Below are 25,719 nucleotides of genomic sequence, written 5' to 3'. Positions count from 1 at the left end.
TACTAAAGCGCTTTAGCCTCAGCGATGAGGTGAACGAACCGCAGGAACATCGAAATCCGATATCGGTCCGGTCTTTCAAGGGCTTCCGTTGTTGTGGATGCCTGACGAAGGGCCGGTCGAATGAGGAAAGAAAGAAGGAAGAAACCATGTTCTCTGTCAAGAAAGCCGTGGCCATCGTCGGTGCCGGTGCCATGATCTTCTCTGTGGCTGCTTGTGGCAATAGCTCCTCCAGCAGTGACGGTAAGAAGGAGATCTCTTTCCAGACTTGGAACCTCAAGAACGATAAGTACACGCCGTACTTCACTGAGCTGATTGCAGCCTATGAGAAGGATCACCCGGATGTCAAGATCAAGTGGCTTGACGCTCCTTCCGATGGTTATGAGGACAAGCTGTCCAGCCAGGCCGCTTCCGGAGAGCTGCCCGATATTGTGGATGGCGGCAACTCCATCCTGTACGGCTTGGCAAAGGCCGGGGCCTTGGTCAATATCAATGATGCGGCATCCGATGCCAAGAATGACTACTATGAAGGCGCTTGGGAAGCTGTGACCATGAAAGGCAACGGCATTCAGGAAGGTGCATACGGTCTGCCGTGGTATGTCAATGACGGCCCGACGTATTGGAACACCGCTCTCATGGAGGAATGCGGACTTGATCCGAACAACATTCCGACCACGTGGGATGAGTACTTCGCTGCTGGCGACACCATCGTCAAGAACTGCAAGGATAAGGGCATTTACCTGGGCACCACAATGGGCTACAACGCCGAAGATCTGCTGACCGCTGGCGTCAAGTCCTTCATGAACGATGACCACAGCAAGTACACTTTCAACGATGCCGCCGGCGTTAAGCAGCTGACCCGCTTCGTTGATCTGTACAAGGCCGGTGGCATCCCGCCGGAGGCGCTGGACTCTTCTTGGAGTCAGGCTGCTGATCTCTTCCAGCGTGGCAACCTTGTTGCGATGGCCGGCTCCGCTTACTCCGCCGATGGCTTCAAGCAGAATGCTCCTGATCTGTACAAGAACCTTGCCGTGGGACCTCGTATCTCTGACGACGGTCGTTCCGCATCGCTCGCTTACGAGATGCTCGGCATCAGCGCCACCTCGAAGCATCAGGATGTCGCTATCGATTTCGCTCGTTATGTGACCAACGCCAAGAACCAGGTTGCTTTCGATAAGAAGGCATCTGTGTTCCCGTCCGCTCAGGGTGGTCTTGACGATCCGTACTTCTCCAACATTGATGAAACCACTCTTGAAGGTAAGGCGCTGAAGATCACGCTCGACCAAGTCAAGAACGGCTACGGCTCGCGTCCGGCAGAGTTCACCGACAACAACGGCTACAAGAACTTCCAGCAGCAGATTGCCCTTGCCATGCAGGGCAAGCAGACTCCGAAGGAAGCCCTTGACAAGTCCGTCGAGTTCGCGAACGAGAAGCTTGCACAATGAGCACTACGGCATACGCCGCTGACAGGCCGGAGGCTCGCAAGGCCTCCGGCCGGCCTGAACTGACGAACGCCACCCACGAAAAGCCGCACCGCAGCTTCGGTACTATTATTGCTCCGTATCTGTTTGTTCTTCCGGCATTTGTGATTGTGTTCGTGTTCGTCGTACTTGCGGCATTGAATACGTTCAGGCTTGCCTTCACTGACGCCAGGTTGCTTGTTCCGGGCAAGTTCGTCGGATTTGACAACTTCATCAAACTGTTCCATGACGAGTACTTCCTTACCGCGCTGCTGAACTCCACTTTGTATGTGATCTGCGTGGTGCCGTTCATGGTTATCCTGCCGTTGATTCTGGCCAATCTGGTCAAAGGCAACTCAAAGATCATGGGATTCTTCCGCACGGCTTTCTATATGCCGGTGGTCATGTCCGCTGTTGTGGTGGGTATGATTTGGACCAATCTGTTGGATTCCGCGGGCTTGGTGAATTCGTTGCTCAAGGCCATGAAGATCATCAGCAAACCGATTCCCTTCCTGACTGATCGTTGGGGCGTCTTGTTCAGCTCCATGTTCGTGACGATCTGGCTTGGCCTTGGCTATTACATGGTTATCTATCTGACAGCGCTCGCCAATATCGACGAATCATTGTACGAGGCGGCCGCTCTTGATGGTGCCGGCCCTGTCCGCCAGTTCATTTCCGTGACCATGCCCGGTGTGCGTTCCACCATGATGCTCATCATGATGCTTTCCACCATTGCCGCATTCCGAGTCTTCAACGAAATCTACGTGTTGACCAACGGTTCTGCCGGTCCTGGCGGTATGGATATGACAATGTCCATGTTGATCAAGAGGGAAGGCACGGGCATTCAGGCCCGCACCGGATATGCAAGCGCCATCTCCATCGTTGTGCTCGTTATCGTGGGCACCCTGCTCATTGTTCAGCAGATCATCCAGAAGCGAGGTGAGGACTGATGTCCGCGGATATCGTCAAGCCAAACCGGCATAGGAAAGTAACTGTCGGTAAAGTCGTCCAGTACGTGATCCTGCTGCTCATGTTCCTGTTGCTGGTCGGACCATTCGTCTGGGAGCTGTCTCTGTCATTCAAGGGCAAGGGAGACAACGTCTACGCGGTGCCGCCTTATCTGTTTCCCAAGACTCCGACTATTGACAACTATCTGAGCGTATTCCGTCAGGTACCGGTGTTCCACTATATGCTGAACACCTTGATCGTCTGCGTCATCTCCATCGCGGGAAATGTCATCTTCTCCACGATGGCCGGATATGCACTGGGTCGTTTGAAGTGGCGTGGTCGCGGATTCGTGTTCGCTCTGTTCATGGGCACCATGGTCATCCCGATCGAAGGCGTGATGATTTCTCAGTTCCTTATCATTCGTCAGCTGAACCTGCAGAACACACTGCTGGCAGTGGCTCTTCCTGGTCTGTGTGGTGCCATCAACATTTTGTTGATGACCAATGCGTTCAAGTCAATCCCAATGGAACTCGAAGAGGCAGCTATGGTGGATGGAGCAAACCTGTGGCAACGTTTCTTCCATATCTGCGTTCCTCAGGTCAAGGGCACTATGACTGTTGTGGGCATTTTTGCCTTCGTGGGTGCGTGGAATGACTTCCTCTGGCCATTGATCGCAATTTCCGATGAGAGCAAATACACCCTGACCTTGGGCATGAACCGACTGAAGGGCATGTTCATCCAGGATCCGCGACTTATTGCAGCTGGTGCGCTTGTCTCTCTTATCCCGATCATCGTGTTCTTCTGCTGCTTCCAGCGCTACTTCTTCCGCGGTCTGGAACAAGGTGGTTTGAAGGGCTGATCGCTCGCGAAAGGACAATACTATGAAATTCGGCGTTGACTATACGCCTTCACATGGCTGGTTCCATTCGTGGCTGAATCCTGATTGGTCGAGCATCGACAACGATCTCAAGCAGATCGCTGACCTCGGTATGGATCATGTTCGCATCTTCCCGATCTGGCCGTATCTGCAGCCGAACCGCACCTGGATCAATATGAAGGGTGTCGACGATGTACGCCGCATGGTGCACATGGCCGGAGAGCATGGACTGGATGCATATGTGGATGTGTTCCAAGGGCACCTGTCCAGCTTTGATTTCCTTCCTTCTTGGCTGGTTACTTGGCATAAAGGCAACATGTTCACCGACCCGGACGCTGTGGCCTCCGAGCGTGAGCTGATCACGGTTGTGGCCGATGAGCTCTCCAAGGAGGATGCTTTCAAGGGGCTCACGCTGGGCAATGAGGTCAATCAGCTTTCTGATCGTCCGCATCCGACCAAGATGACGGCTACCAGCGAGCAGATCGACGCATGGCTGGACACGCTGCTGCCGGCCGCCAAGCGCGGCGATGCGCTTTCGCTCTACAGCGTCAACGACGGCACTTGGTTCATCGACGGTCACCCGTTCACGCCGGTGCAGTCCGCCACCAAAGGCGATCTGACCACCATCCACTCGTGGGTGTTCAACGGCATCGGCCAGGGCTATGGCGACAAAAGCGAAGAATGCTATTCGTATGCGCTGTATCTGGCCGAGCTGGCGAAGGCGTTCGGTCCGGCGGACCGTCCGGTATGGCTGCAAGAGGTGGGCGCACCCGAGAACGTGCTCGCTACCGAAGATACGCCGGAATTCTGCCGTCGCGCCGTGACCAAGGCGCTTGACTGCCCGAATCTGTGGGGCATCACGTGGTGGTGCTCGCATGATGTGCCGTCTACGCTGGCGGACTTCCCCCAGCTGGAATATTCGCTCGGTTTGTTCGACGAGCACGGCAATCTGAAGCCCATCGGACGCGAATTCGGCGAACTGGCCAAGCAGTATCGCGATATGAAGCCTGCAGACGCCAAGTCCGTGGCAGTGGTCGTTGACGTGGACGACACCGGCAACCCGGTCCACCGTGGCTCGCTGGGCCCGGGAGGCTCGCTATGCGACCTGTGGATGAAACTCGAAGTCGCCGGCAGACGGCCGACCATCGTCACCTCCACCGTCGCCTCCGATGCAGACGAACTGCGACGCCGCGGCATCGACGAGATCCACCGAGACACGGCTCCGTATCAGGCACGGTTCTATTCGGCGGTCTCTGACCCCGCGTTCGAATCCGTCGACTGATTGAATCACCGGTTGCGGGACTTATCGCAGTCCCCGCGACCGGTTTTATCATTGATAATTCATTTCTTCTTATTCCCTTTCACCTCATTATCAGGGAAATCAGCACTACAGCGAGGTAGAACAATATGGCCAGCAGCCAGCAGAGCATTGAACGCATCATCGCACAGATGAGTTTCACCGAAAAGGTCGGACAGCTCAATCAGCGGCTGCTCGGCTGGAAAACAGTGACCCGAGATTCAGCCGGTCGGCTTATTGCCACTGATGAACTCAAACGCGAAATCGATCGTTGGGGTGGGCTCGGTCTCTTGTACGGACTGTTGCGTGCTGACCCCTGGTCGGGCCAGCATTGGGGCAACGGCATTCGTCCTGAAGAACGAGCGGAAGCGGTGAACCTGATCCAGCAGACCGTGCTGGAACGAGGCAGTCATGGCATCGGCGTGCTGCTCAGTGAAGAGGCGCCGCACGGCCATCAGGCACTGGGCGGCACCGTGTTGCCGACGAATCTTGCACTTGGCGCGACCTTTGACCCGCAAGCCGTGCGAGAAGCCGAAGCGGCTGTCGCTGCGGAATTGGCGGCCAGCGGCATCCATATCGCATTGGTTTCCGGGCTGGACATTGCCCGTGACCCACGATGGGGACGTTGCGAGGAATGCTTTGGTGAAGACCCGCTGATGGCATCTCGCCTGTGCGAGGCCATCGTATTGGGCATGCAAGGCGACAATCGCTCCAAGGTCGGCAACGGGGGAGTGGCCGTGGTGCTCAAGCATCTCGCCGCGCAAGGCGAGGCGGTCGGAGGACGCAACGGACAATCCGCGGTGCTCGGCGAACATGATCTGCATGAGATTCATCTGGCACCGGTTGCGGCCGGCGCCAAGGCCGGCGCTTGGGGCTTCATGGCCGCCTACAACGACATCGATTCAGTACCTTGCTGTGCCAACCCGTGGTTGCTCAAAGACTATCTGAGAGAAACTCTTGGCTTTGACGGCATCGTGATGGCCGACGGTGTGGCCGTGGACCGTCTCGAAGGCATGACCGGCTCCATTCCGGCCGCTGGTCGTGCCGCGCTGCTTGCAGGTGTTGACGTATCACTATGGGACGAAGGCTTCACTCATCTTGTGGAATATGCCGATGACGAAGCTGTAGCCAACGCGGTCGATGCGTCGTTGCGTCGTGTGCTCGAACTCAAATCGCGATTCGGTCTGCTGCCGGAAGAAGGCAAGAACCTTGCCGATATACCAGTGCCGCAGACCGGACAGATCGAATACGCATTGCAGGAAGGACGTGAACACGCCCGCAGCATCGCGCGTGAAACCGTGACATTGCTGAGCGACAACCGTGAGACTGGGACGGCTGCGGCTCCGCTCGACGGCATCGCCGGCGATGTTGTCGTCGCAGGACCTTTCGCGGATGATTTCGATTGTTTCGTGGGTGACTACACCGCACCGGTGCGTCCGGAGGAACGTTCAAGCATCTATCGAGAACTGCGTGATCGGCTTGGAGCGCAGCGGGTGCATCTTGCCGCCTCACCCTCGGATCTGGCGTCGGAAATCTGGAATAAGGCGGCAACGGTGGTATTCGTCTGCGGCGGCACCAGCGAGCGCAGCTACGATAGCGAGTTCGACAACAACGGTGCGGCAAAGGCTGTGGCCGAATATGGCGCAACCTGTGGCGAAGGCGTTGATCTGGCTGATATCAGTCTGCCGTGGCGTCAGGATACGATGCTCGACGAGATTCGTACCTTGACCGATGCGCCGATCATATCCGTAGCGGTATGCGGACGTGCGCATGTGCTGACTCGTGTCAAGGCATTGTCCGCCATGACGGTCTGGGCTGGCTATGCCGGTCAGTTCGGGCCGCAGGTGGTTGCCGATGCCCTTGTTGCCGGTGCGACGATGCCTGGACGGTTGCCGGTCACGTTGCCCGCATTCGCCGGAGCTGTTCCGGTTCGCTATAACGACCGGCAAAGCGCCGCTCACGTCTATAAAGACGCCGTCGAACCGGTATTGTGCGCTTTTGGCTATGGCAAGGGTGCGCTGGACGGTGTGACGGTTACTGATGTCCGGGCTTGGGCGCAGCGCGATGCGGTTATGGTTGTTGCGGATATTCAAGCCGGTGAGCGTAAGGCACAGGGTGCATTGAACCTGTTTGCCCATTGCACCGGTGGACATCGTATTCCGCGACTGTCGATGCTGGTCGATTCCACGTATCTCGATTTAATGCCGAGCGAGCATTGCGAAGCATGCTTCACTGTGCCTGTGGAGCATCTGGCTGATTGCGGGGATGGCGAGGTGCGTGTGAGCTTCTCCGTGTTGGATCAGGCTGACTGTGCTGCCGTGACTGTACGACGCTGAATGGGATGAACTAAATTAGTTTAGTTTGCCGTTCGGTATACTGCTGGTAAACCGTATTCAACGATGCGAACGGGGCAGCCATGGTTGTTGGTCGCATCGTCAGATCGCAGTGCGTGCAGCCGTAATAACAGTGGTGCGACAGGTTGGTCATGCTGACCCCTACCAAAGACAGGAGTGGACGATGAAGTCTTCGAAGGAGCCCTCCCAAACCTCCGGTGCAGGGACTACGCGCGTCAGCCTGAAGGATATCGCCGATGAATTGGGCATATCGCAGACTGCGGTATCATTCGCCATCAACGATCGACCTGGCGTTTCGGCCGAAACCAAGCGGCGAGTCAAGGAGGCGGCCGCCAAACTCGGCTGGACGCCGGTCTACGCCGCTCAGGCGCTGGGCTCCTCGAAAACGATGACCGTGGGCTTTGCCCCGGCCCGATTCAAGCAGGGATTGAACGAGGAAGCGTTCATGCTGCATTTCATGGCTGGTGTACAGGCTTCGCTGAGCCGTAAAGGCTACGGTCTGCTGTACCGGCCGTGCTCTTCCGCCAGAGAAGAGGCTGCGGTGTATCGTGATTGGTCTGCACGCAAGCGTGTGGACGGTGTGATCCTGGTCGACCTGCGCACGGATGATCCCCGTCCCGAACTGCTGACGTCAATGGGCATGCCTGCGGTGCTTGCCGGCGGTCCTGACCCGAACAATCTGATACCTTCGCTGTCCATCGACGATTCCAAAACGATGGATACGATTCTTGACCATCTGCGTTCCATGGGGCATCGCCGCATAGCCTATCTTTCCGGCGATCCCACGCTGGACTATTCGCGTGGCCGTGAGGCGGCCTTCCGTGAATTCGCAGTCAAGAACGGCCTTGAATCCATCTACGTGGAATATACGGATTTTGATGCGGAACGAGCCAGCGAACAGACCTTGGCCCTGCTGCAGTCGTCGAATCCGCCCACGGCGTTCATCTACGAAAGCGAGACGCTGGCGGCGGCGAGTCTGCACTCCATCACCGAATGGTATGTGCTGGACAACTATGAACGGACTGTGCAAGGCGTCGGGGAATTGTCGGGGCCACGTTACCCGTTCAACCTGCCGGCGATCGTGAGCTTCGAGGACAGCTTCGTATGCGAAGCCGCCTACCCTTCAATCACTTCTGTGCATCGTGACGCCAGCGAATACGGTGCCAAAGTCGCCAAACTGTTGCTTAAGATGTTCGCGGGGGACAAAGTCTCAGGCAATCGCAAGATTCTCACGCCGAGCTTGGTGGTGCGCGACAGTACTGCGCGAAGCATCAACTAGCCTTACGGCGCTATGTACGGCAAGGGCCGCAACTCCAACAATAGGTAGGAGTTGCGGCCCTTATCTTTTGCTCAAAGAGCGTCGCTCTGAAATTCGTATCACTCAGCGTTCTTGACGGCCGTCGCGACGGAAACAGCCGGATCGAGGAACGGGATGAGCGTGGACTGGAAGGCGTGGTACAGGTCGGACTTGCCCGGCCATACCGTGCCGATCACCTTGTTGTCCTTGTCGAGCTGGTGGAACCAAGAGCCGCCCTCATGGTCGATGAGATGCTCATCCACGTATTCGGCGAAGGTGGCGTACCAGTTGGCGTACTCCTCCTTGCCGGTGGCCGCGTACAGCGTCGCCGAGGTGTTCAAGCCTTCGGCAAGCGTCCAGTGCATGCGGTCGGTGACCACAGGCTTGCCGGACCAGTCGGTGGTGTAGGCCAAGCCCACGGTGCCATCGGCGTTCCAGCCATCGGCCACGGCACGGGCGAACAGCAGCTCGGCGGCCTCGATGTATGGCTCTGCGCCTTCAGCGTTGGCGAAGGAGCTCAGCGCCCACTGGGTGATCAGGCGAGCCCATTCGATGCCGTGGCCGGGGGTGGCGCCGTACGGCTTGAACTGGTCATCCTTCTTGTCGGCGTTGAACTCAAGGTTGATGGACCAGTCGGAGTTGAAGTGCTCGGGGATGCGCCATTCGTTGTTCTTCGCCCAGCCGATGACATGATCGATGATGCGGCCGGCACGTACGCGGTAGGTGTTGTCTCCGGTGGCATCCGCCACGGCGAGGAAGGCCTCGGTGGTGTGCATGTTGGCGTTGAGGCCGCGATATGGATCCAGCTTGGTGAATTCGGTGTTCCATGTGTCGACGGCAAGACCGGTCTCGTCATCCCAGAAACGCTCGTTGAAGGTCTTCAGAGCCTCGTCCAGCAGCTCCTTGGCTCCGGGACGCCCGGCCAACAGCGCGGAGGATGCTGCGAGAATCACAAAGGCGTGGGTGTAGCAGATCTTGTCCGGGGTGGGGGAGCCGTCCTCGTTGATCTGCGGATACCAACCGCCATGCTCGTCATCGTGCAGAATGCCGGTCAGGCCATTGAGCGCCTTGTCGACCAGTTCGCCGGCGCCGGGGTAGCCAAGCAGCGCTCCGATGGAATACACGTGAGCCATGCGGCAGGTGATCCAAGTCTGCACGCCTTGGGACGGATCCAGCGAACCGTCCCCGTTCAGCCAACCGGAACCGCCGTTCGGGGCGGGGAATCCGGTGCCGAACTTCAACAGCTCATAGGTCTCGGAGGCCATGAAAATGCGGTTGGCTTCGGTGCCGAGAGAATACTTGGGATTGGTCATTGGTTGGATTCCTTCCTTCCTTGGGAGAGATACGTCGTGCGTGTGATTCGTTGTGGAACGTGACCGCACGCACTCCATCCGTGGTCTAGTATTCCACGGCTTGGGTATTTTTCAAGCACGGAATATGGGCTGTGACGCATTGCACATCCCACTGTTCGTCCGTGGATGGAAAGGTCATCAGCGCTTCACGCGAATGTCGAAATAGTCCATGACCAGCTCGCAGAACATCATGTTCGACCAGCTGAACCATTCGCGTGTGTATTTGGTCGGATCATCCACGTCGATGCCTTCATGCATGAGATGCGTGCCGGCGTCCGTGGCTACGAGACGGTCAAGGGTCTCGGCTTCGAATTCCTTGCTCGCGCTGGTCATCGCCTCGATCGACAGCGCGATCGGCCAGACGTAACGTGGCGGCGTGTGCGGCGAGCCGATGCCCTTGAGATATTTGCCCTCGTAATAGTACGGGTTTTCGTCACTGAGTATCGTGCGGCGCGTGGCGAGATACACCGGGTCGTCCGTGGCGCAGTAGCCCAAGTAGGGTGCGGCCATCAGGTCGGGAACGTTGCTGTCCGCCATGATGTTGTAGTTGCCCAGGCCGTCGGTCTCGAAGGCGTAGATTGTTTCGCCGGCGCGATTCGTGGTCTTGCCGTAGGTTTCGATGCCGTTTTTCACCGACGAGCGCAGGGCTGCAGCGCGCTCCGCGATTGCGGGGTCGTTGAGGAGATCCTCTCCGAAGATGCGTTCGAGGTACTCCATCACCACGACGACGAACATGTTCGCCGGTACCAGATAGTGATAGGTGCAGGCGTCATCGCTGGGGCGGAATCCGGACCAGGTCATGCCGGTGACGGCGACGGGTGAGCCCTTGCCATCGTTGTCCAACGTTTCGGTGGGCAGGTCGGTCTGACGAATGAAGAAGTACGGCGACTTTGAGTGATCCTGTTCGGTTTCGAAGACGTCGAGGATCTTGCGCACGCCGGAGACGAATTCATCGTCGAACTGGTCGGTGCGTCCGGTGTTGGCATAGAGCAGCCATGCGAGCTGAATCGGGTAGCACAGGGAGTCCACCTCGTATTTGCGCTCCCACAGCCACGGGCTGGAGAAGTTGGACTGATCGTGCGGGTCCCAGGTATTGCCGTTGGGCTCCTCGTTGAAGGCGTTCGCATACGGGTCGATGTTGATGTATCGGAACTGTCGGCGCACCAGTCCGCAGATCATGTCCGCCAACTCGGGATCGTGTTGTGCCAGCACCAGATACGGACGGACCTGCGCGGTCGAATCGCGCAGCCACATGGCGGGGATGTCGCCGGTGAGCAGGAACGTGGTTCCGTCGTCGTGTCGACGGACGGTGGTGGTCAGCGTGTTGGCGAAGCAGGCATTGAAATTCTCGGCCCAACGGGCGTGTTCGGTGCCGCACAGTTCGGTGATGTGCTGCATGAAGTCCGAAACCGACTTCGGGACTGGGGCTGTGCTCATAACAGTCAACTTCTTTGTTTTTCTTTGGTTGGTATGAATGTGAGATCAAGGGATACATCTCAGGGACGGCACCATTCTAAACCGGTTTAGTTGATCGACACGCCACAGGTGCATGCTTAGGCTGGTCCAGGGCCGGAGCCACGCGTGGCGACGGTAAATAGCTCGGCGGCAATCAGCGGACGATGAACGGTGGGGAGTGGGCGCAAACAATAGGGCATAGCAATAGGGCATGGGCTCTCCGCACGCAATGCGTATAGCGGAAGGCCCATGCCCTATCGCTGTTATGCTGATTGGCTTGTGCGCCGTCAGCGTTGGCTGGTCGCTTGTTCGGCTGTCATGCGGCCGCAGCCATGGACTGACGTCGCAACCGGTGAATCAGTTGGCGATTTCGCCCTTCTCGGTCATTTCCTTGAGCTGAGCCGGAGTGTACTTATCGCGCTTGAATTCGCTGATGAAGTAGAGACCCACAATCAGCAGCTCGATGGCCGGCAGAATGAAGGAGAACTGCATCGAGGTGGCGTCGGAGAGAGCGCCCTGAGCCATCGGCAGGATGGCGCCGCCTACCAGAGCCATCACGATGATGGCACCGGCGGTCTCGGTGTGGCGACGATCCTCGACGGTCTTCAAGGTACGAGAGTAGATCGTCGGCCAGCCCGGGCCGAGGAACAGGGAGACCAGTACGGCCAGCCAGACAGAGGCCATGCCCGGTACGAATGCCGTGCCGATGAGCACCACGCAGCCGACGACCATGTACACCGCCAGAACACGAGTCTCGCGGAACTTCGAAAGCAGGTAGCTGGCAGAGATACGTCCCACGAAGAAGACGATGTAGCTCATGATCATGTAGTTGGCCGAGTCGCGGTCGGTGACCTTGATGCCGGTCTGGTCGGCGACGTTGAGCACCAGACGCATGGTGAACGACCAGATGCCGGTCTGCGCGCCGATATAGATGAACTGGACCGCAATGCCCTGCCAGAAGCGGCCGTTGTGCGCCAGATAGGTCATGGTCTCGCCGAGCTTGGCCTTGGCCACATCGCCTTCCTTGGTCTGCGGGCGGCACTTCGGGAACTTGACGACCGCAAACAGCGCGATGAAGATGAGCATGACGATCATGACCACGATGTACGGCTGCAGCGTACGGCCGAGCTGCTCGGAGGCGAGGTCAAGAGCGGCCTGCGGATTGGTCTTGCGCAGCTCCTCCATCTGGGTGTGCAGGTTGGAATCCTGGAACACGAAGAACTTGCCGAGCAGCACGCCGGTGATCAGACCGAGTGCGTTCATGGTCTGCGCCACATTCAGTCGCAGCGTGCTCAGGCGCTTCGGGCCAAGCAGGGTGGCATAGGTGTCGGCCGAGGTCTCCAAGAAGCTCAGGCCGATGGCCTCAACGAAGATGGCGAACAGGAAGACCTCGTATGTGATCAGACGCGAGGCCGGGAAGAAGATGAAGCAGCCGAGCGCGAAGAACGCGAGGCCGGTCATGATGCCCGCCTTGTAGCTCGTCTTCTTGATGAACAGCGAAGCGGGGATGGCGATGATGAAGTAGCCGGCATAGAATGCGGACTGCACCAGAGCGGTCTGCATATCAGTCAGCTCAAACACCGGCTTGAACTGGGTGATCAGTACGTCGTTGAGGCTTTGGGCGATCGCCCAGAACGCGAACAGGATCGAAGTCATCGCGAACTGCAGAACGGGCGTACGGTCAAGGTAGCCGTCGGAGCTTTCTACCCACGCCTCTTTCTTGGATGTGGTCTTGTCCATGATTGTGTATCCCTTTTTCTCCATATGGACTTGAACGGTTGAATATGACTGAAAACTGTTGACCCATGAGGGGTGCCATAGCGCCGGCGTGTGCGTGGCGCATCTCTGCCGGCGCTATGGCACGTCGACCTACATGATCTGGCAGAACTCGATGACCTCGTGGTTGGGGCCGAGCACGTTGAAGTAACGGATGCCGTGCTCCCAGAAGGTATCGATGTGCTGGATAGAGCCTTCCACGAAGTTCAGGCCGAGCTTCTGCGCTTCGGCGAACGAGGCTTCGATGTCGGTGGAGTCGAGCGCGAAGTGGTTGATTGCGCCATTTTCCATCGGAGTGGGGTTCATGGTCCACACTTCAAGCGTCAGATTGTTCAGACGCAGGAAGGTGCAACGATCTTCTCCGTTGGGGTAGATGCCGAGGCATTCGAAGCCGAGCTTCTCGTAGTAGGCGATGGTGCCCTCAAGATCGGTGGTGGGGATGCCGACATGCTGAACTCCGGTGACGGTATCGCGAATGGACATGATAACTCCTTTGTATATGCCGCGAATACGGCGGCGGTGTGTGCTGATGCAATAACAAGGTGACTGCAACGTCCGCGGAAAGCCGACGAATGCCACGCGTCTGTTGCATGGAATTCGTAAGGTTCGTATGCGACGAATCGCAGTCGTCGCCTCCAAGTGGCGTGCGCATCATTGCTGTGTGCCGTGCGGGGGAGGCGGAAAGGGGAGGGGCTATGCGGGTACAGCCAACATCGTCTGTACCCGCATGAATGCCGTCAGTGTTGAATTGCGGGTGTGGCGGATTACTTGCCGGCTTCGGCCAGATAATCAGGCATCGCGGCCGGGTACTCGGGCCATGCGCCGGCCTGGGTGCACACGAAAGCGGCGGTGTTGACGGCCTTGCGATGTGCTTCAGACAGCGAATCGCCCAGCAGGATGCGTGCGGTGAACGTGCCGGAGAAGGAATCGCCAGCGCCGACGGTGTCGTTCACGGTGACGTGAGGAGTGTCCACAGTGGAGGACTCACCCTTGCGGGAGATGATGGTGGAGTAGGCGGAACCGGCGGTCAGGATCACGTAGTCCAGGTTGAACTCCTCGATGAACCAACGGGAGGCGTCTTCGCCGGAGGTGCCGCGAATGTCGAACATGTCGCGCAGCAGAAGCAGCTCTTCGTCATTGATCTTGAAGACGGTGGCGTAACCGAGCAGCTCTTCGATGAGCTCCTTGGAGTAGTGGTCTCCACGCAGGTTGATGTCGAAGAACTTCATGGCGCCGGGCTTGGCGTGCTTGAGCAGCTCGGTGATGGTGGCATGGGTTTCGGGGGAGCGCAAAGCCAAGGTGCCGTAGCAGATGGCGTCGGCCTTGGAGACCACGTCGATGAGCTGGCGGGTGTACAGGATGTGATCCCAAGCCACGTTCTTGACGATGGTGTACTCCGGAATGCCGTTCTTCAGCGCCACCTCAACGGTGGAGGTCGGCCATGCGTTGCGCTGGATGACGGTGTTGATGCCGGCTTCGTTGGCCTTGGCGATCAGCTCGTCACCGAGCTCGTCTTCGCCGACCGCGCTGATTGCCCAGCCTTCGGTGCCGTTCTTCATTGCATGGTAGGCGAAGTTGACGGGGGCGCCGCCGGCGCGCTTTCCGCTCGGCAGCATATCCCACAGCAGTTCGCCAAGGCTCAGGACGATCGGGGTGGTCATGGTTGGTTCCTTTCCTTTGATTCCTTGTTTGGTGTTTTTCGAATGGAAATCTTTCAGTGGGGTGTCGCGTTCAGGACAAGTCGAAGAACACGGAAGGGTGTTCCAGGAATTGGGTGACCGCAACGGCGGCCGCACCGGAAACCGCCGCATCGGCGGATAGCGCGGACAGGGTGATGGACGTGGATTCGTTGATTTCGGGGATGGCTCGCTCGGCCACCGTGGCGCGCACCTCTTCAAGCAGCATCGGTCCGGCTTCGGACACGATGTCGCCGATGATGATGTGCTTGGGATTGAAGCCGTTGAATATCGTTACGCAGCCGTAGCCTACATATCGGGCGATGGTGCGCACCATCGCGCAAGCGCAGGCGTCGCCTTCGTTCGCCTTGGCGAACAGTGCCCGGGTGGCGTCGGTGTGCGTCATTTCGGCGGCGTCGGGAACGATCTTGCCGTCGCCGATCAGCATGGTGTGGATGGAAGGGGTGGAGCAGTAGCGCTCCAGGCATCCGTAGTTGCCGCAGTCGCAGGGTCTGCCGTTGACGTCGATGGAGATATGCCCTATCTCGGTGGCGGCACCGAGTGCGCCGTTGATAAGGAAGCCATTGTCTATGACGCCGAGGCCGACGCCTTCGCCGACCAGATAATAGGCGAGATTGCCGTCTTCGTGCACGTCGGGATCGAACAGGAAGTGGGCGAGTGCCCCGGCGCGTGCGTCTTGTTCGATGAACACCGGGACACGGAAAGCGTGGGCGAATTCATCGATGAAGTTGATCTTGCGCCAGCCTTGCATGCTGGAAACCACGGCGGTGCGCCCGACGTGACGGAGATACGGGCCGGGAACCGCCATGCCGATGGCCACGATGGCGGGATCGTCGGTGAGCAGACCATTGACTCGCTGGTGGATGATGGCGATGGTGTCGTTGATGGTGTTGTCGTAGACAGTCGGCAGGTTTTCGAAGCTCAGGGCGTTGCCGCACAGATCGAATACGCCGATCTGCACCAACGAACGGGCGAACTTGATGCCGATGATATGGAATCGTGCGGTATCAAGCTTCAAACCGATTGAGCGACGGTTCTTCGAGCCTTCGAGATCCCCTGCCTCCTCGATCATGCCGGCTTCGATGAGTCGTGCGGTGATTTTGGTGATGGCGGCCGGGGTGAGTTCCAAGGCTTTGGCGATTTGCGCTCGCGAGCTGATGCCGTAGTGATAGAGGTGCTTGACGATACGTGAGCGGTTGGATTCGGAGACGCTGGCTTGGGATGTAGCATGATTGGCTTCGTCTGCCATGTGTCCTCCTTGCCTTGCGTCGTTGCGATTAACGTCCGCTCGCCTTCGAATCTGAACTTGATTAAGATATTAACTACGTTAATTGATTCACGCAATCAACTTAGTATCGGCGTGTCGCGGAGTGGGCAGGAGTGTGATGAGGTGACGCACTACTTGGCAAGGTGATGGAGCACGACAGCGATCGCCTGACCTTGAATCGTGATGTCCGGACCACATTCGCACCGGCGTATCGTCGTGTGCTTATGGAAGGCCGAGGCCGTGGCGTCATCCATATACTGTTGCGCTGCATCGATGAATATCGGATTGACGATGTCCGGCTGGCCATATACGCAGACATCCGCCAGGTCCAGCAACCCTACCGGCATGGCGAGGGCTTGGGCGAGACGGTATCCGGCTTGAGTGAGCATGCGCTGCTGTTCGTCGCGTGCGGCGGATTCCATCTGTTTGCGCAATACCGCTCCAGAGATCAGGGTCTCCAGACATCCTCGCTTGCCGCAGGGGCATTGCGGTCCGTGAAGGTCGATGGAAATGTGTCCGATTTCTCCGGCGGCGTGCAATTCGCCGATAATGGGGGCGTCGTTGAGCAATACCGCCGAGCCGATACCCCGTCCAATGCGCACGAACAGCATGTTGGAGCCGCCCTTGCCGAAGAATCGTTCGGTGAGCATGCCTGCGGTGGCGTCGTTGCCGGCGGTGACGTCGATGCCGAAATGTGTTTCGATGGGTGTACGCAGATCGACGTTGGTCCATCCGCGCATCGTTGCGGACAGCACCACGCCGTTGCTGATCACGCCGGGGGATGCGATGCCGATGCCGATGACCGGTCCATCGGCCATGGTCAGCGTCTCTTCGATAAGAGCGATGATGTCGGCTATGGAGACGATGGCATTCGGTTCTAAGGCGATTTCCGTATGGCGTAACGGTTGGCCCAGCAGATTGGTTACTGCGCCGTGAAGCAGGAACTCCTGCGTCAGATCGAGGCTGATGATGCGTAGCCGGTCGGTGTCGACGCTCAGCAGGGTGCCCCGCTTGCCTTTGCCTGTGCTGGGTGCCTGACCGGTTTCGCGCAGCAGCCCTTCTTCCAGCATTTGGCTGACGACTTCGGAGACCGCTACGCGGCTCAGCCCGGTACGCCTTCCCAGTTCGGCGCGGGAGTATTGGTTGGTGGGGAAGAGCAGAGAGAAGATCAGCTGCCTATTGCGTCTGCGCGCATCTGCGGGAGAAGCCTTGCCGTTATGCCCGTCGGGTGTTGGGTTGAGGGCAAACTGCGGCATGATTCCTCCCGGTCGCTGCGCCACGTATGCGGCGAGCCGACTGTGGCGGGCATGTGCGTGGCGATTGTCTGCGATATGCGTAGACAAGTGAATGATACTAACATGACACAGTTTACCGATGAAAAACGAAGCGAAACACCGTGGAAACTCGCGAAATTTTTAATTGTAAGTATTATTAACAATTAACGGGTCGAAGATGGCTCCGTACCACGTTCAACAGATTGCGTTGCAGATAAGAAGGAAAAACCGATGTCGGAAATCATCATTGTGAAGAATCAGTCCGAAGCGGGCGAAATCTACGGCCGCTGCGTGGCGGACCTTATCAAGGCCAAGCCGAACGCGGTGCTGGGCCTCGCTACGGGTTCCAGCCCATTGGCGGCCTATCAGGCGCTTGCCAAGATCGTGCATGAGGAGCACATCGACGTCTCCCAGGTGCGTGGCTTCGCGCTGGACGAGTATCTGGGTCTGCCGCTGACACACCCGGAGTCCTACCACTCCACCATCCACCGCACGGTTGTGGAACCTTTGGGACTTGACCCGGCCAAGGTCCACGTGCCCGGCGACGTGCTGAACGGTGCCCCGCTGGAGGACGGCGACAAGATCGCCGCCGCCGGCCCGGCCTATGACGCGGCGATCGAAGCCGCAGGCGGCATCGACGTGCAGATCCTCGGCATCGGCACCGACGGCCACATCGGCTTCAATGAGCCCGGCTCCTCGCTGGCATCCGCCACGCGCGTCAAGACCCTCGCCGAGCAGACCCGCATCGACAACGCGCGCTTCTTCGACAACGACATCAACCAGGTGCCCACCCACTGCATCACGCAGGGCATCGGCACGGTGTTGAAGGCCCGTCACCTCGTGTTGCTCGCGTTCGGCGCGGGCAAGGCCGAGGCCATCGAGGAGACCGTCGAGGGCGGCGTCTCCGCGTTCTGCCCGGCCTCCGCGCTGCAGCTGCACCCGCACGCCACGATCATCATCGACGAGGAGGCGGCCAGCCGTCTGCGTCACAAGGACTACTATCGTTACGCCTTCGCGCACAAGCCTGCCTGGCAGGGCATCTGATCGGACGATACGTTTACCGTGCGCGATAATCAGCCGTTGCCGCGGTATGCCTGTTTTCTTATGGGAATCAGTGGTCGGGGCGGCGGCTGTTGTCGCGCATGGGGGGCTTTACCCAAGCTTGCAGGCAAAGGAGCATCAGGAAACATGGCGGACAGAAGTGAAATCGTCGCCCAAGTGACGGCGGCGTTGGAGGGCGAGGCCAAGCCGGTCGCGATCCGCGGGGCACGCAAGGTGGACGCCCGTGGCGAGCAATCCGGCTACTGGGTGGTTTCGGACGCGCAAGGCGTGATTGTGGCCACGGGCGCCGCGGCCGCGGACGGCACCGGCGAGGAGGCGTTCGAGCATGCCTGCCGCACGGTCGGCATAGACCCGGCCGCTCCATCGGGCTCGGACGGAGCGGTCATCGACGCGGCCGGCCGTATCCTCACGCCCGGCTATATGGACATCCATTCGCACGGCGCATGGGAGAAGTCGTTCGACGATGGCCCTGACGGCATCGACGTGGCGCGCGCCGGCCATGCGGTCCACGGCACCACCCGTCAGGTGCTCTCGCTCATCACCAACCCGATGGATGTGATCTGCCGCAACATCCGCACCGTGCACGAGAAGATGGCCACCCGCCCCGACATCCTCGGCTGCCACCTCGAAGGCCCGTTCCTCGCCCTGAAGCGCAAGGGCGCGCACGACCCGAACTGTCTCAAGGACCCGGTACCCGAACTCGTGGGAGCCATGCTCGACGCCTCGGGCGCCGACCCCGCCGCGGGGCGTCTCGGCTGCATCCGCCAGATCACCATCGCCCCCGAGCTTGAGCACGGCATCGGTGCCATCCGCCAGTTCGCGGCCGCCGGCGTGGTGCCCGCGGTCGGCCACTGCGACGCCGACTACGCCACCGCCCAGGCCGGCTTCAACGCGGGCGCCGGCATCATGACCCACATGTTCAACGCGATGAACGGCCTGCACCACCGCGAACCCGGTCCCATCCCGGCCGCCGTCGAGGACCCGCGCGTCACCATCGAGCTGATTAATGACGGCTTCCACGTGCAGAACCCGATGGTCAAGCTCGGCTTCGGACTGGCGCCCCACCGCATCGCGTTCGTCACCGACGCCATGGCCGCCACCGACTGCCCCGACGGCGCGTACAAGCTCGGCGAACTCGACGTGAACGTCATCGACGGCCACGCCCGGCTCGTGTCCAACGGCGCCATCGCCGGTTCCACGCTTACCTTGGAGGTCGCGGTCCAGCGCGCGGTCAACGAACTCGGCTTCAGTCCGGTCGCCGCCGTCGAGGCCGCCACCCTCACCCCGGCGCGCGCCTTCGGATTCGACAAGCCCAATGCTGTGACCGGAGCTCCGCTCGGCCTGATCGCTCCCGGATTCGCAGGTGATTTCAACCTGCTTGATGCGGCAAGCTGGAAGGTCGAGCACGTTTGGTGCGCCGGTCGCCGGGTGAGGTAGTGCGTGCTCCATTCCATGGAGTAGCTGCATGATGGCGTGTGCCGGTCGTATTGCCCGGTATGACCAGAACGATTGAGGGAGCCGCGGTTCAGATGCCGTGGCTCCCTCAATCGTATTGTTCGACGAACAGGGCAGTCTGAAATGTCAGTATTGCTTGCCGTCGAAACGGAAGAACGCGTGCGCGTCCCCGTGTTGCTTATTCGTGATGTACTTTTGGAATAGTTGCAAGCGTTCCACCGTACTTTCGGCTAGAGGCTGAGGAAGGTCATCTACATCAAACCAGCCGACGTTGAGGCTCTCCTCGTCTCCAACGAATGGCTTGGCATTGCCGCCGGGCTTCACTTTGCACAGGAACGAATGATCCATGTACATGGTGTTATCGCCATTGGCATAGGTGATGACCCTATCGGAGGAGGTCACGGCCACCAGATCGGTGACGATGGCGTCCACGCCGGTCTCCTCTTTGATCTCGCGTACGACGGTATCCGCAGGTTGCTCGCCGGGTTCGTTGATGCCGTAAACCATGGCCCATTCGCCGGTATCCGAGCGACGGCCGAGCAGCAACTGACCTTGGTCGTTCAGCACGCAGCCAGTTACGCCGTTAAGCCATAGGAGATCATGGCCGATTTTCTTACGTAGTTCGAGTACGAATTCTGGTGTTGGCATGATTATCTTTCTTCCGGCCATGATCCTTCGCGGCTGCTTGTGGTGCAGCCGCTCACTTCGCCTGTAAACAGTCCACTGGACTGTTTACTTAACGGCTCAGCATGGCCGATCTTTTCACGTAGCTTGAGTACGAATTCTGGTGTTGGCATGATTACCGCCTTTCTACACAAAATGGCTCCCCTTGTTGAGGGGAGCCGGAATTCTCGTTACTTAGTGGCGGCGGCGCGGTCGGCAATCCAAGCCTCAACGTCGTCAATTTCCTTCGGGATGCCGGCGGAAATCCACTCAGGACCGTTTTCGGTCATAAGCACGTCGTCCTCGATGCGGATGCCGATGCCGCGGTACTCCGGCGGAATGAGAAGATCATCCTCGCGGAAGTACAGGCCAGGCTCGATGGTGAAGATCATGCCCGGACGAATCGGCGCGCCCTGATAGGCCTCGAAACGAGCCTGCGCGCAGTCGTGCACATCAAGACCCAGATGATGGGCCACACCACAGGCCAGCCAACGACGGTGCTGCTGGCCTTCGGGGGAGAGGGATTCCTCAACGCTGACCGGCAGCAGACCCCAATCGTGCAGACGCTCGGCGATCACGCGCATGCAAGCGTGGTGGATGTCGGAGTAGGTGGCACCGGGCCTGGCAGCCTCGAATCCGGCCTGCTGGGAATCCAACACCGCCTGATACAGGCGCTTCTGCAGGTCGGTGAACTTGCCATTGGTCGGGAAGGTGCGGGTGATGTCGGCCGTGTAAAGGGAATCGACCTCTACGCCGGCGTCCACCAGCAGCATGTCACCGGTTTTCACCACACCGGTGTTGCGCATCCAATGCAGAATAGGAGCGTGAGGGCCGGAAGCCACAATGGAGTCGTAGCCCACTGCATTGCCCAGTTCGCGGGAGACCGCGTTGAACGCGCCCTCAAGAATACGCTCGGAACGCGGCTTATCCAGCGCGGACGGCAGCGAGGACAGCAGACGGTCGAAACCATGCTTGGTGGCGTCCACGGCCTTGCGCATCTCATTGATCTCGTAGGAGTCCTTGACCATGCGCGCTTCAGACGTGAACTCGTGCAGCTTATCGTCCGAAGCGGCGTTCTTGTCCGGATCGGCTGCGCCATTGGCCTCGCGAATCGACTCGACCAAGGCGGTGATCTGCGGGTCGGTCTCACGCATCACGCGGACGCGAACAGCACCAGCTTCCGTACCGACATCCTTGCTCAGCGCATCGGCGAGCTGAGCGATATCGTGGGTTTCGATGCCGGTCATGGCAGTCATTTCCTTCAAGCCGGCACGCGGTCCCACCCAGTACTCGCCATAATGCGGGTTCATGAAGAAGTCCGTGGTGGAATTATCGGCGCGCGGTGCCACGAACAGTTCCGGCGTATGGGTCTGACCGGCCTTGGCCTCTTCGGAATCCGGATCCACCGGGTTCAGCACCAGTACAGCACCGGCCTCGTAATCTACACCCAGACCGGTGTAGTAGGCGAAGGCCGTATCCGGACGGAACATGTAATCGCAATCGTTGTTGCGTACTTTCGGCTGACCCGCGGGAATCACCAGACGTTCACCGGGGAAGGCCTTGCCGAGCGCGGCAAGACGTGCGGGCGTGAACTTGGAGGATTCCAAGGGTTCGATATCGGGCTCGTCATCCGCCCAGCCGGACTTCATGAAATCTTTGAAGGCCTCGGAGCGGGGGCGCAACGAGCGATTGTTCACACGATCGCTCATCGCCTGATCGGCGCCAGGAGCTGCCTTACGCTCTTCGGCCTCGTATTCCTTGTCCTTCTCGGTGACTACCTCACCCATCAATACTCCTTTGGAAGAGTCTCATGTTACCGTTCCCATAGTAGTCACCCGCCCGTCAAGCTTCCCCTGTAATTCAGAAAGCCAAGGTACCGGGTTGTACAATCTCGAACTCTTGTCTTGACGAGTTCCAGCAAGATGTCGCCGAGGAAAGGCCGGTGACGTATGCGAGTCATGACATACCGGCCGTCGTGCCGGTCCTACGGGGTATTCCGGCTTTCAACAGTTTCAGGTGCAGCGGAACTCGATCAATCACTTCGGGATAAGTAACGTGGAGTATCTCAGTAGCTCCGGCGCGCCGTAATCCGTCATCTCGTTCGCGTTCCTTGACAATCATTTCCTGGATGCTGCGATTGCCGGTCATGGACGGATCTATGTATTTTTGCGTTCCGTCATATTCCGCGACTACGACACGTCCGTTGTTTAGCCGCCAGACAAAATCCACCCGGTATTCCGAACTGGTTTTCGGATCCTTGACGGAAACCTGAATGCGCGGCATGACGAATCGGTCCTCATATATGGTTCCGCGCATCAAGGATTCGCCTCCGTTCTCGCTACGAGGATTCGCTTGCTGCAACAGGTGAAAGACCGGGACGATGCTATGGTGCGATTTGCCGTAGGCTTTTATGATTTCTTCGACGGTGACCCCTCGTGCGAGAGCTGAATCGAAGAAAGGCAACGCGAAACGGAAATCATACTCATGGGCGCATTCGATAAGTGCATGGGCAGGCGAAACCAATAGCAACCCAGTGGCGGAATCCCGTCTCGTATGTGCAACGGCCCTTGGCATATATACACGCTTAAGCCCTTGGTGGAGCCGCTGCGTACCGTGATGCCGCGTCGCAATGGAGACTGATCCGTTATGCAGACACCACTGATGCTCAAAACCATATGCGGTTGCGGCCGTCAGACCGCTGAATATCCAATCCGGATGCACGTGTGCCAATCCTTTGGCGATGTGCAGCGTTTGCTCGGGCGGCGTAAGCCGGTTCCAATACGATGAGTCGGAATAGAGGCTGGGGGAGCCTCGATAGGTATTGACAAGTTCCCCTGCTTGCGCGCGACGCTGCAGTGCCGATTGCTCTGAGGGAATATGTGAGTATGCGCATCGGCGTTCGGCTTGCGCATCTTGGAGCAGCTGCATTATGGCTTTGTGTGTTCTCATGACGGTAACGGTATCTGTTGGCGCAGCAGATCACGAGCCGATCCCGCTTATGTGGTTCCAGCTTCATAGTCAACCCGTTCTTGGTGCGTGCAGCGTTGGAATGCAGCGGATTGCGACATTGCGTGACGAATGTGGATAATTCAGCTTGATGATGCCCGAAAGAATCCTGAAGAAGACTGATCGGGGGGTAATCGCGGGGTAATCGAACATATGTATACGCGCTGGAGGCGATGCTTGCCATTATGCGGCACGATACCTTCGCTGTAGTGCTGATAGGAGGGGAGTGCGCCACGTTTTGGCATGACGGCCACGGTATAAGCGCCTCAAATGGGGCATTCGGGCCATTGTCTGGCACGGTGACGTCGCTACATGGTGCTCTGGAGGGTTTAGCATGCCAAAGTCTGGCTGTGAGACGTCAAAAGCGCCGCTTGCAGACGGTATTCTGCCAGGAGCTATTGTGCTGACGTCGCTTTGCCGGGGCTCTGATTGGATCGGATTGGATCGGATTGGATCCCATTAATCTGATCGGCCTGATTGGATGAGCCATCGCAATATGATGAGCCATCATAATCGGCATGATGGCCTGATTCACCGCTCGATTAATCGATATGAAGGCGGAGCGGGCGGTGGATTATGGGGTAAGGACGGCAGAATCCTCTTTGAGCGATGAAGGAGGTGAAAGGGATGGAGGTGATGAAAAGACTATGCCTTAAGCCGATAAACCACCCCGACGGCTAAGATGAGTGAAGTTTGCCTATAGGCATTCCACACGGCGTGATGACCGGACCATGGGAATGGGCCGCAGCGACCGGTGAAAGGAGCGACTGTCGGAAGCTGATGCGAATGTCGCACGAACGTGGCGGCAAGGCCGACGGCGAATCAGGCGGCATAGGCAGAAGGCATCAGACAGAAGGTCAAGAGGAGGAACAGGCGGTATGTCATTCGAGCATCCGAACAGGAACAATGAGACGATCCGAGACGTTGAGCTGGATATCATGAGCCGTCCGCCGGAGCATAACACCACCAATCTCGATCTGGATCGCATGAATCTGATGCTTGACCTGTTGGGACACCCTGAACAGTCGTTCCGCGTCATCCACATCACCGGCACTAACGGCAAGGGGTCTACCGCCCGCATGGCCGAGGCCATTTGCCGTGCCTATGGTATGCGTACCGGCCTGTACACCTCGCCGCATCTGGAGAAGGTCAACGAGCGTATCTGCATCGACGGCCAGCAGCTCTCTGATGATGATTTCATCGACATCTGGGACCAGACCAAGGACCTTGTGGCGCTTGTGGACGCCAAAATGGAAGAGCAGGGCAAACCGAAGATGAGCTTCTTCGAGGTCCTGACCGCCATGGCCATATGGAAGTTCGCCGATGCTCCGGTGGACGTGGCCATCGTAGAGGTCGGCATGGGCGGCGCATGGGACGCCACGAATGTACTCAACGCGGACGCCGCCATCATTGGCCCGGTGGATATGGACCACATGCAGTGGCTCGGGAATACGGTCGAGAAGATCGCGGGCGAGAAGGTCGGCATCATCAAACCCGGTTGCACCGCCGTGATCGGTCCTCAGCCGCATGAAGAAGCGGTAATGCCGATTATCGAAGAGGCTGCCGCGCGCAACCATGCCACGCTGGTACGTGACGGATACGAGATGACCGTGACCGACCGTATGGCCGCAGTCGGCGGACAGGTCGCCACGCTTACCACGCCAAACGGCACTTATGAGGGCGTGCCCATCGCCAAGTTCGGTGAGCATCAGGCCCATAACGCGCTTGCCGCGCTCGCCGCCGCCGAAGTGGTCATTCCGGTCAACGGTCCTCTGGATGGCGATCTGGTGGCCGAAGCCTTGAGCTCGGTCAAGATTCCGGGCCGCATCGAGCAGATTCGCACCTCGCCCACCATCATCCTGGATGGCGGGCATAACGTGAATGCCGCCGAAGCCCTGCGCAAGGCCATTGAGGAGACCTACGATTTCAAGCAGCTGGTAGGCGTGGTCGCCATGATGCGCGACAAGCAGGTCGAAGAGTACCTCGGTGTGCTGGAACCGATGCTGAGTTCCGTGGTGGTGACCGAAAATTCGTGGCGTGATCGTGTGATGCCAGCCGACGAGCTGGAGAAGATCGCCGTGGAGGTATTCGGCCGCGACCGCGTGGTCAAGGAGGCGAACCTGCCGGACGCCATCCAGACCGCCGTGAACATGGTAGATGCCGAGGATGAGCTGGGTGTGGGATATGGTCACGGCGTGCTCATCTGCGGCAGCTTCGTGACCGCCGGAGATGCCCGCACAATGCTTGAAGAGCACGCCAGCCCCACGATGCAGCAGGCGATGGCGATTCATCAGCCGGTGGTCGATCCCGATGGCGAACAGACCCGGCAAGATGCCGATGACCAGGAAGCGGCCGACAATCTCGACGATCAGGTGAGCCCCGACGATTTCGATGTGTTCGATGTGCTCGGCCTTGGGCATGCGTCCGCGCAGCAGCATGGCGATGACGGGACCGAGACGACCGAATCCGATGTGCGGTAGCG

General features: G+C 58.8%; 20 protein-coding genes. 9 read left to right on the top strand and 11 right to left on the bottom strand.

What is annotated here, in order from left to right; translation table 11 throughout:
- The first annotated feature begins 146 nt into the window (after nt 1–146).
- The 6 genes from G1C97_RS03460 (at nt 147) to G1C97_RS03435 (ending at nt 8,212) form a co-directional block, all read left to right on the top strand.
- Nucleotides 147–1,442, top strand: a complete 1,296-nt coding sequence (locus G1C97_RS03460) for an ABC transporter substrate-binding protein (RefSeq protein ID WP_169240542.1) — start codon at nt 147–149, stop codon at nt 1,440–1,442.
- Nucleotides 1,439–2,407 carry a carbohydrate ABC transporter permease gene (locus G1C97_RS03455; RefSeq protein ID WP_169240541.1) on the top strand — a complete coding sequence of 323 codons (969 nt, stop codon included), beginning with the start codon at nt 1,439–1,441 and terminating at the stop codon, nt 2,405–2,407. The genes G1C97_RS03460 and G1C97_RS03455 overlap by 4 nt, the downstream gene beginning before the upstream one ends.
- The gene (locus G1C97_RS03450) at nt 2,407–3,264 is read left to right on the top strand and encodes a carbohydrate ABC transporter permease (RefSeq protein WP_169240540.1); all 858 of its coding nucleotides are present in this window, start codon (nt 2,407–2,409) and stop codon (nt 3,262–3,264) included. Before G1C97_RS03455 ends, G1C97_RS03450 begins: the two co-directional genes overlap by 1 nt.
- Nucleotides 3,265–3,286: 22 nt before the next feature.
- Complete coding sequence (locus G1C97_RS03445) at nt 3,287–4,564, top strand: glycoside hydrolase 5 family protein (protein WP_169240539.1); 1,278 nt, start codon at nt 3,287–3,289, stop codon at nt 4,562–4,564.
- Between the two features lie 125 nt (nt 4,565–4,689).
- Entirely contained in the window at nt 4,690–6,915 is a 2,226-nt protein-coding gene (locus G1C97_RS03440; RefSeq protein ID WP_169240538.1) for a glycoside hydrolase family 3 protein, read from the top strand.
- Nucleotides 6,916–7,096: 181 nt separating this feature from the next.
- Nucleotides 7,097–8,212 carry a LacI family DNA-binding transcriptional regulator gene (locus tag G1C97_RS03435; RefSeq protein ID WP_169240537.1) on the top strand — a complete coding sequence of 372 codons (1,116 nt, stop codon included), beginning with the start codon at nt 7,097–7,099 and terminating at the stop codon, nt 8,210–8,212.
- Between the two features lie 98 nt (nt 8,213–8,310).
- Here the strand turns inward: G1C97_RS03435 and G1C97_RS03430 are convergent, their stop codons facing one another.
- From G1C97_RS03430 to G1C97_RS03400, 7 genes are all read right to left on the bottom strand, one after another.
- Nucleotides 8,311–9,543 carry an AGE family epimerase/isomerase gene (locus tag G1C97_RS03430; RefSeq protein WP_169240536.1) on the bottom strand — a complete coding sequence of 411 codons (1,233 nt, stop codon included), beginning with the start codon at nt 9,541–9,543 and terminating at the stop codon, nt 8,311–8,313.
- Nucleotides 9,544–9,720: 177 nt separating this feature from the next.
- Complete coding sequence (locus tag G1C97_RS03425) at nt 9,721–11,019, bottom strand: glycoside hydrolase family 125 protein (protein ID WP_169240535.1); 1,299 nt, start codon at nt 11,017–11,019, stop codon at nt 9,721–9,723.
- Between the two features lie 375 nt (nt 11,020–11,394).
- Nucleotides 11,395–12,777 (bottom strand): L-fucose:H+ symporter permease, encoded by a 1,383-nt coding sequence (gene fucP / locus G1C97_RS03420; RefSeq protein ID WP_205832503.1) that lies wholly within the window; start codon nt 12,775–12,777, stop codon nt 11,395–11,397.
- Nucleotides 12,778–12,906: 129 nt separating this feature from the next.
- On the bottom strand, nt 12,907–13,296 hold the full coding sequence (locus G1C97_RS03415; protein WP_033496225.1) for a VOC family protein: 390 nt from the start codon (nt 13,294–13,296) through the stop codon (nt 12,907–12,909).
- Between the two features lie 281 nt (nt 13,297–13,577).
- Entirely contained in the window at nt 13,578–14,474 is an 897-nt protein-coding gene (locus G1C97_RS03410) for a carbohydrate kinase family protein (protein ID WP_169240533.1), read from the bottom strand.
- A 70-nt stretch (nt 14,475–14,544) separates the two neighbouring features.
- Complete coding sequence (locus G1C97_RS03405; RefSeq protein WP_169240532.1) at nt 14,545–15,759, bottom strand: ROK family transcriptional regulator; 1,215 nt, start codon at nt 15,757–15,759, stop codon at nt 14,545–14,547.
- A gap of 149 nt (nt 15,760–15,908) precedes the next feature.
- The gene (locus tag G1C97_RS03400; RefSeq protein WP_169240531.1) at nt 15,909–17,033 is read right to left on the bottom strand and encodes an ROK family transcriptional regulator; all 1,125 of its coding nucleotides are present in this window, start codon (nt 17,031–17,033) and stop codon (nt 15,909–15,911) included.
- Between the two features lie 249 nt (nt 17,034–17,282).
- Here G1C97_RS03400 and nagB point away from each other — a divergent pair, with 249 nt between their 5' ends.
- Together nagB and G1C97_RS03390 are read left to right on the top strand one after the other, a co-directional pair.
- A complete protein-coding gene (gene nagB, locus G1C97_RS03395; RefSeq protein WP_169240530.1) occupies nt 17,283–18,095 on the top strand; it encodes a glucosamine-6-phosphate deaminase in 813 nt (270 codons plus the stop codon).
- 144 nt (nt 18,096–18,239) lie between these two features.
- Complete coding sequence (locus G1C97_RS03390; RefSeq protein WP_169240529.1) at nt 18,240–19,550, top strand: N-acetylglucosamine-6-phosphate deacetylase; 1,311 nt, start codon at nt 18,240–18,242, stop codon at nt 19,548–19,550.
- A 144-nt stretch (nt 19,551–19,694) separates the two neighbouring features.
- Here G1C97_RS03390 and G1C97_RS03385 read toward each other — a convergent pair whose 3' ends face one another.
- From G1C97_RS03385 to G1C97_RS03370, 4 genes are all read right to left on the bottom strand, one after another.
- Nucleotides 19,695–20,216 (bottom strand): NUDIX hydrolase, encoded by a 522-nt coding sequence (locus G1C97_RS03385; RefSeq protein WP_169240528.1) that lies wholly within the window; start codon nt 20,214–20,216, stop codon nt 19,695–19,697.
- Between the two features lie 2 nt (nt 20,217–20,218).
- Nucleotides 20,219–20,365, bottom strand: coding sequence for a hypothetical protein (locus G1C97_RS03380; RefSeq protein WP_169240527.1), 147 nt, complete (start codon nt 20,363–20,365; stop codon nt 20,219–20,221).
- 57 nt (nt 20,366–20,422) lie between these two features.
- The gene (locus tag G1C97_RS03375; protein ID WP_169240526.1) at nt 20,423–22,018 is read right to left on the bottom strand and encodes an aminopeptidase P family protein; all 1,596 of its coding nucleotides are present in this window, start codon (nt 22,016–22,018) and stop codon (nt 20,423–20,425) included.
- 169 nt (nt 22,019–22,187) lie between these two features.
- Nucleotides 22,188–23,180, bottom strand: coding sequence for a hypothetical protein (locus G1C97_RS03370; protein ID WP_240950986.1), 993 nt, complete (start codon nt 23,178–23,180; stop codon nt 22,188–22,190).
- A 935-nt stretch (nt 23,181–24,115) separates the two neighbouring features.
- On the opposite strand from G1C97_RS03370, the gene G1C97_RS03365 reads away from it, so the two are divergent.
- Entirely contained in the window at nt 24,116–25,717 is a 1,602-nt protein-coding gene (locus G1C97_RS03365) for a bifunctional folylpolyglutamate synthase/dihydrofolate synthase (RefSeq protein WP_169240525.1), read from the top strand.
- Nucleotides 25,718–25,719: the final 2 nt, after the last annotated feature.

Source organism: Bifidobacterium olomucense, assembly GCF_012932375.1.
GTDB lineage: Bacteria > Actinomycetota > Actinomycetes > Actinomycetales > Bifidobacteriaceae > Bifidobacterium > Bifidobacterium olomucense.
Note: the sequence above shows the minus strand (reverse complement) of the source record. Positions and strands in the feature narration are given on the sequence as shown.